5 protein-coding genes are annotated in these 6213 nt (G+C 57.9%); 4 read left to right on the forward strand and 1 reads right to left on the reverse strand.

All coding sequences use genetic code 11. The features are described 5' to 3' along the window. Window positions 1-26: 26 nt before the first annotated feature. Window positions 27-800, reverse strand: coding sequence for a helix-turn-helix transcriptional regulator (locus tag AC2FND_RS19215; RefSeq protein WP_496771326.1), 774 nt, complete (start codon window positions 798-800; stop codon window positions 27-29). Window positions 801-930: 130 nt separating this feature from the next. Here AC2FND_RS19215 and AC2FND_RS19220 point away from each other — a divergent pair, with 130 nt between their 5' ends. The 4 genes from AC2FND_RS19220 to AC2FND_RS19235 all read left to right on the forward strand — a co-directional run. After that, window positions 931-2910, forward strand: coding sequence for a CocE/NonD family hydrolase (locus AC2FND_RS19220; RefSeq protein WP_496771327.1), 1980 nt, complete (start codon window positions 931-933; stop codon window positions 2908-2910). A 21-nt stretch (window positions 2911-2931) separates the two neighbouring features. Then, window positions 2932-4494: an ABC transporter substrate-binding protein gene (locus AC2FND_RS19225; RefSeq protein WP_480508012.1), complete on the forward strand. Its 1563-nt coding sequence runs from the start codon at window positions 2932-2934 to the stop codon at window positions 4492-4494. Between the two features lie 73 nt (window positions 4495-4567). Next, window positions 4568-5506, forward strand: coding sequence for an ABC transporter permease (locus AC2FND_RS19230; protein ID WP_480508014.1), 939 nt, complete (start codon window positions 4568-4570; stop codon window positions 5504-5506). Window positions 5507-5517: 11 nt separating this feature from the next. Further along, a partial coding sequence (locus AC2FND_RS19235; RefSeq protein WP_496771328.1) for an ABC transporter permease occupies window positions 5518-6213 on the forward strand: 696 nt, incomplete at its 3' end.

Consider the following 6213-nt stretch of genomic DNA (forward strand, 5'->3'; position numbering starts at 1 on the left):
CGCAAGGCTCACGAACCTGTACGTGTTCAGACGATCCCCTGCCCGTCCTTCAGTTGCTTCCGCACGATCACGTCGATTCTTGTGTCTTGAAAAGAAAAAATCCCAGTCTGCTTCAGCGCCTCGCGTATCGAAGTTCTCTCGGGCAGTCTTTTCCAGATTGTGGCCGATGCATAGGGCGCCATGCGCGGTCTTGTGGCGACGCCCATCGTCATGCCGTTCAGGTACCTGACTTGTTGCCGGTGCGCAGGAAAGAGGATCGTTTCAGACAAAAACCCATCCTCGCTGTTTGCGCTTTCCAGAAGGTAAATCCGATTGCCTCGATAGGCCACAAGTCCGGAATAGCGTGTCTTTTGAACGATGCTTTCGTCGTCACTTAACGCACGTTCGAATGTGTGAGAAACGATGTAGCCATCTACCTCGCGTAACCAGATCAGTGTGCGCATGATCTTGTCTTCCCAGGTAGGCGTCACGAAATGCCCATGGTAGAAGCCGAGATAACGACGGAGTGGCCCAGCCTGCTTCTCAAAGATGCCGGATAGGAGCTGCGCAGGGCCTTTTCTGATTGGGTTCTGCATGCGGCTGCGTATTGCCCCAAAGGCAGCCGGGTCGGCCTCCAAGTCTTCTTCGCTGATTTTGAAATGCTGTGCGATGCGTCTCAGGTTGTGGGCGGAAGGCATACCGCCGCCGTTCAAATAACGATTGAATTGCTGCCTGTTCAGACCGATGTCCCGGCAGACCTGGGCGATGCTGCCGTAGTCCGCGCACAGAGACCGCAAGTTTAGTGAGAAATTTTCCGACATTCTGCAGGAACCTTCGCAACTGTTCGCCAATATGCTTACACTCGCGTACAAAAGTGTAAAGTCGCTTACTTGGCAGAATGCCAAAACGTCGCCACGCTGAGCCTGCAATTTACAGGTGGTAGGGAACGTGCTGGACGGTATCAACATAATCGAGAACGAGTGGATCGCTCTGCCGGACGGACGAAGACTGGCCGCCCGGATCTGGCTTCCAGATGTCAGAGAACCCGCGCCGGCAATTCTTGAATACCTCCCCTATCGCAAACGTGACGGCACGGCGCCGCGCGACGAAACAACACATCGGGTGTTTGCGGCAGGCGGCTACGCCTGCGTGCGCGTCGACATCGCCGGTACCGGCGACAGCGAAGGCTGCTTTGACGATGAATACTCCGAGCAGGAATTGTCTGATGGCGAAGCTGTTCTGGCTTGGATCGCCAAGCAAGAGTGGTGCGATGGAAACGTCGGCATGATCGGGATCAGTTGGGGTGGTTTCAACGGGTTGCAGCTGGCCTATCGCCGTCCGCCGGAACTGAAGGCCGTGGTAAGCATTGCCTCAACCACCGACCGATATGCGGATGACATCCATTTCATGGACGGCTGCTTGCTAAGCGACAACGCCAACTGGGCGGCACAGATGTTCGCCTATCTTTCCCGCCCTGCCGACCCTGAATTGCGTCAAGACTGGCGCGAGGATTGGATCAAAAGGCTGGAAAACTTGCCAGACCTGGCGGCGGACTGGTTGGCGCATCCGACCCGTGACGCGTTCTGGAAACACGGGTCGGTCTGCGAAGACTGGTCGCGAATTGACGTGCCGGTCCTGGCGATCACCGGCTGGGCTGATGCCTACGTCAATACACCGCTGACTTTGGTGGAAAACCTGCAAGCACCCACCAAGGCGTTGATCGGCCCTTGGGAGCACCGCTACCCGCATATCTCGAAAATAGAAGCCGCGGATGCACATTCGGAGATCATCGGTTGGTTCGACCGTTGGCTGAAGGGCGAGTTGAATGGGGCTGAAACACTGCCCGATTTCAGGACCTTCGTGCAGGAACACGACGATCCCTCCCACAAGATCAAGCCCCGCAAAGGACGGTGGATTGCCGAAGACAATTGGCCGTCACGAAACGTTCAGGATCGCTCCTATAGTCTGGGTGACGGCGTGCTTGTCACCGATCCCGGATCCGGAACAATTGTCTTCTCAAGCGCAGCAGATATCGGGGCCGCCAGCGGGTATTTCTGCCCGGGCATGCGCATAGACAACGAGTTGCCCGGGGACCAGCAAGAGGACGACGCGCGATCCATTTGTTTCGACCTTCAGCTTCAGGCCCCACTCGAAATCGTCGGGCGCCCGCGTTTGAAACTGGCGGTCCGCGTTGATCAGCCGGTCGCGCAGGTTGTAGCGCGGCTGTGCGATGTCGCGCCGAATGGCGCGTCGCAACGCATCACTTATCGCCCTTTCAATCTGACGCATCACGATAGCCACGAAACCCCGAAAGCTTTGGTGCCGGGAGAACTTTACGACGTGGAATTCGAATTGAATGCCTGTGCGCATCGGCTGGCACCGGGACATCGTCTGCGACTGGCGCTTTCGACCTCATATTGGCCGATCGTCTGGCCCGCGCCCAAACCGTTCGAGATCACGCTTGAAATCGAAGGCTGCCAATTGGTTATCCCTGAGCGCTGTGTCGAGTTTGAACCCGAGCCTGCCAATCCCGGGTCTCCTGACAGTTTTCCCATGCTCAATGCGGATGTGCTGCGTGAACCGTCGAGTACAGTGCAGCGAAGCACAAACAATAAGGGCCACACAACACTCGACACGTTTGATGACTTCGGCATGGTGCGCGATCCCTATCACGGTCTTATCAGCGGCAGTGATGTCACAATGCACTATGCCATTCATCCTGAAGATCCTGCTTCCGCGACGTTCAGCTCGAAATGGAACTTTCGCTTCAAACGCGATGACTGGGAAGTTTGGATAGAAACCCGTTCGCGCATGTCCTGCGACGAAAGCAATTTCTACCTTCACCGCGAACTACGGGCCACCGAAGGGCCCGATGACACCGAAGTCCTGACGAAGGAGTGGTCGCGCACCGTTCCTCGTGGGCTTCTTTGACCACCCAAAGGGAGACTACGCATGAGAATTGAATGGATGAAGGCACCCACAGGGCGCCGCAATTTTCTGAAAGGGGCGACCGCGCTCGGCGCTACGGCTGCACTGCCGATGGGTTGGGCCGGTCGTGCCTTTGCCCAGGATAACGGCGTCTTGCGCGTTCGGTCCTATGGCGACGCACCGAACATGGACCCGGCGCACAGTGTCGGCGTGGTGGAGGAAGAAATCCACGCCTCGATCTACAACAAGCTGATCCAGTACAAGCCAGGCTCTGAATGGGGGTGGCAACTGGATGCGGCCTCGATGATCGAACAGGCCGACCCGACCCACGTCAAGTTTGCACTGCGCGACGACATCGGGTTCACGAATGGTCATGGTGCGATGACTGCCGAGGATGTGAAGTTCAGCTTTGAGCGGATTGTGGCAGACGCAACCGAAAGCCCGAACAAGCCGGATATGGGACCGCTCAGCCATGTCGAAGTGACTGGCGAACGTGAAGGCACAATCGTTCTGAAGGAGCCTTTTGCTCCGCTATGGTCGATTGCTTTGCCATATATCACAGGCAACATCGTCTCTAAGGCCGCTGTAGAGGCCACAGGCGGTCGCATCGGGTCCGATCCGGTGGCGGAAAGTGGTCCTTATCTGCGCGCAAGCTGGAGTCCGAAGGAAAAGACGGTTCTGCAACGCAACCCCGACTGGAAAGGAGATGCCCCGGCCTGGGATACGATCGAGATCTATCCGATCGACGATGAGAATACGGCCGAGATCGCTTTTGAGGCTGGTGAACTGGATCTCACCCGCGTGTCTCTGGGGTCGGTTGCAAGGTACCGCGAAGGCGTTCCAAATGGCGGCACCCTCGTCGAGAATCCGTCTCTGTACTACGTCTGGCTAGGGATGAACCTCGATCATCCCAAATTACAAAATCCAAAGCTGCGTCAAGCGATCCAGCACGCCATCGACGTGCCTACCATTCTGGAGGCCTCCTACTTCGGGGCAGCAGAACCTTCGACCGGCATCATCGCGCCGGGCCTTGCGGGGAACCGCGCCAACGGCATGGTCGCGCCACAGGCCAACATCGAAAAGGCCATGGCATTGTTGGCAGAGTCCGGTGAGACAAATGTCACCCTGTCGCTCGATATTCTGAACAAGACGACCTACACCACCATGGCACAGGTCATTCAGGCAATGTTGGCTCAGATAGGCATCACGCTGGAAATCAACGTGCTTGAATCCGGTGCCTTCTGGGCCAGCGGTGACAACGAGGACCTACAACTTGTGCTCAACCGCTTCTCGATGGCACCAGATCCGTCCTATGCAACGGCATGGTTCACCACCGAACAGGCAGGCATCTGGAACTGGGAACGCTTCCGCAGCGAGGAGTTTGACCAGCTTCATGCAGCGGCTTCGGCCGAAACCGATTCAACCAAACGCGCTGAAATGTACCAGCGCGCGCAGGACTTGATGGAAGAAAGTGGCGCCTATCGCTTCATCACGCACGAAGCGACGCCAATTGTGCATTCCTCGCGCGTTGTGCCGGCACTGCGCCCCGATGGTCTGTCTCTCCTGAGGTACTTCGGCAAGGCGTGATCTCCCTGCGCCTATTTGCGCGGCCGCCTTCGGGTGGTCGCGCGCAACCCCCATCATGGGAAAGGATAGCACCATGCTGAGCTTTGCCTTGAGGCGGTTCGCACTTGCTGCGCTGATTCTGCTCGTTGCGGTGACGCTGATGTTCCTGATGATCCGGGCCGTTCCCGGTGATCCGGTGCAGATCATGCTTGGTCCGCGAGCGACCCCGGAACTGCAGGCGCGGCTCACTGCCGAACTGGCGTTGGATCAGCCGATCTGGCGACAACTCGTTATCTTCTATGGCAATATGCTGCAGGGTGACCTTGGTACGGACGTATTCTCGGGCCGATCGGTCACGCAGATTGTTTTCCAGCAGTTGCCGTTCACGCTGGAGCTGATCTTCGCCTCGATCATCTGGTCCGCCGCCCTGGGCATTGGCCTGGGCGCCTACGCGGCAGCCCACCCCAACACACTGATCGACCGTTGCGTCGCCGTGTTGTCAGTCAGTTTCGTGGCGGCTCCTGCCTTTGTTGTGGCGCTTCTGTCTCTGCTATTCTTCGCTGTGCAATTGCAATGGTTCCCGTCCATCGGTGTTGGAGACGGGTTCTGGGACAGGCTGGATCACCTGGTGCTGCCTGCGTTTGCCATCGGGCTAAGTTGGGTCGGGTATATCGCCCGGCTTGTGCGCGCGTCGATGCTTGAGGTTCTGGGTGAAAACCACATCCGAACCGCGCGCGCCTTTGGTCTAGCCGAACGCCGGATCATCATGGTCTATGCCCTTCGTATCGCCATTCTTCCTGTCGTCACAGTGATCGGTGTCGGCATGGGGTTCTTGCTCAGCGCCGCCGTCTTTGCCGAGATCGTCTTTGCAAGGCCGGGCCTCGGCAAGCTGGTGATCGACAGTATCACAACCCGAAACTACCCGATCGTCATGGGCTCGGTTCTTGTTTCTACCGGCCTCTTCGTTGTTTCGACCGCTCTCGCAGATCTGATCAACGCCTGGCTAGACCCACGCGCGAGGAACTCAACATGACCGACGCCGCCATCGAAAAACCCCGGTCGGAACTCGGAATTATCCTGACAGGTGTAGCCAAGAACCCGCTTGGGCTGATGGGACTGATCATTGTCGGCGCAATTGTGTTCAGCGCGATCTTCGCCGCCTGGATCGTGCCATACGACCCGATTGCGATGAACATTCAAGAACGCATGCAAGGCCCATCGGCCAGCCATTGGCTGGGTACAGATCAGTTGGGCCGCGATACTTTCAGCCGCGTGATCATGGGCGGGCAAGTGGCCCTCAAAGTCGCCCTGCCGGCTGTCTTCGGCGCCATGGTGATCGGCCTTACCCTGGGCATGATCGCAGGTTACGGGCCCAAATGGCTCGACAATCTACTTATGCTGCTTTTTGACACCATCCGGTCCTTCCCGACCGTAATGTTCGCGCTCGCTGTTGTCGCACTGGTCGGCCCCAGCCTGCAAACGGTGGTCTTTGTGGTCATGGCAACCTCGATCCCGACCTATGGCCGGGTCGCGCGGACACAGACGCTGACCCTGCGCAACTCCGAGTTCATCCTGGCCGAACGCTCAATGGGGGCCAGTATGTCGCGCATTCTGGGTGTGCACATGCTGCCGAACATCATTGGTGTACTGGCGGTTCTGGCCGCGATGGACATCCCCACGGTGATCGCGCTTGAGGCCGGATTGTCGTTTCTCGGTCTTGGCGTTAAGCCACCGACCCCC

It is taken from the genome of Ruegeria sp. BHSB056 (assembly GCF_059613305.1).

Excerpts from the sequence above, each read along its gene's own strand:
- AC2FND_RS19215 (WP_496771326.1), bottom strand. The coding sequence starts at position 800 with ATGTCGGAAAATTTCTCACTAAACTTGCGGTCTCTGTGCGCGGACTAC.
- AC2FND_RS19225 (WP_480508012.1), top strand. The coding sequence starts at position 2,932 with ATGAGAATTGAATGGATGAAGGCACCCACAGGGCGCCGCAATTTTCTG.
- AC2FND_RS19230 (WP_480508014.1), top strand. The coding sequence starts at position 4,568 with ATGCTGAGCTTTGCCTTGAGGCGGTTCGCACTTGCTGCGCTGATTCTG.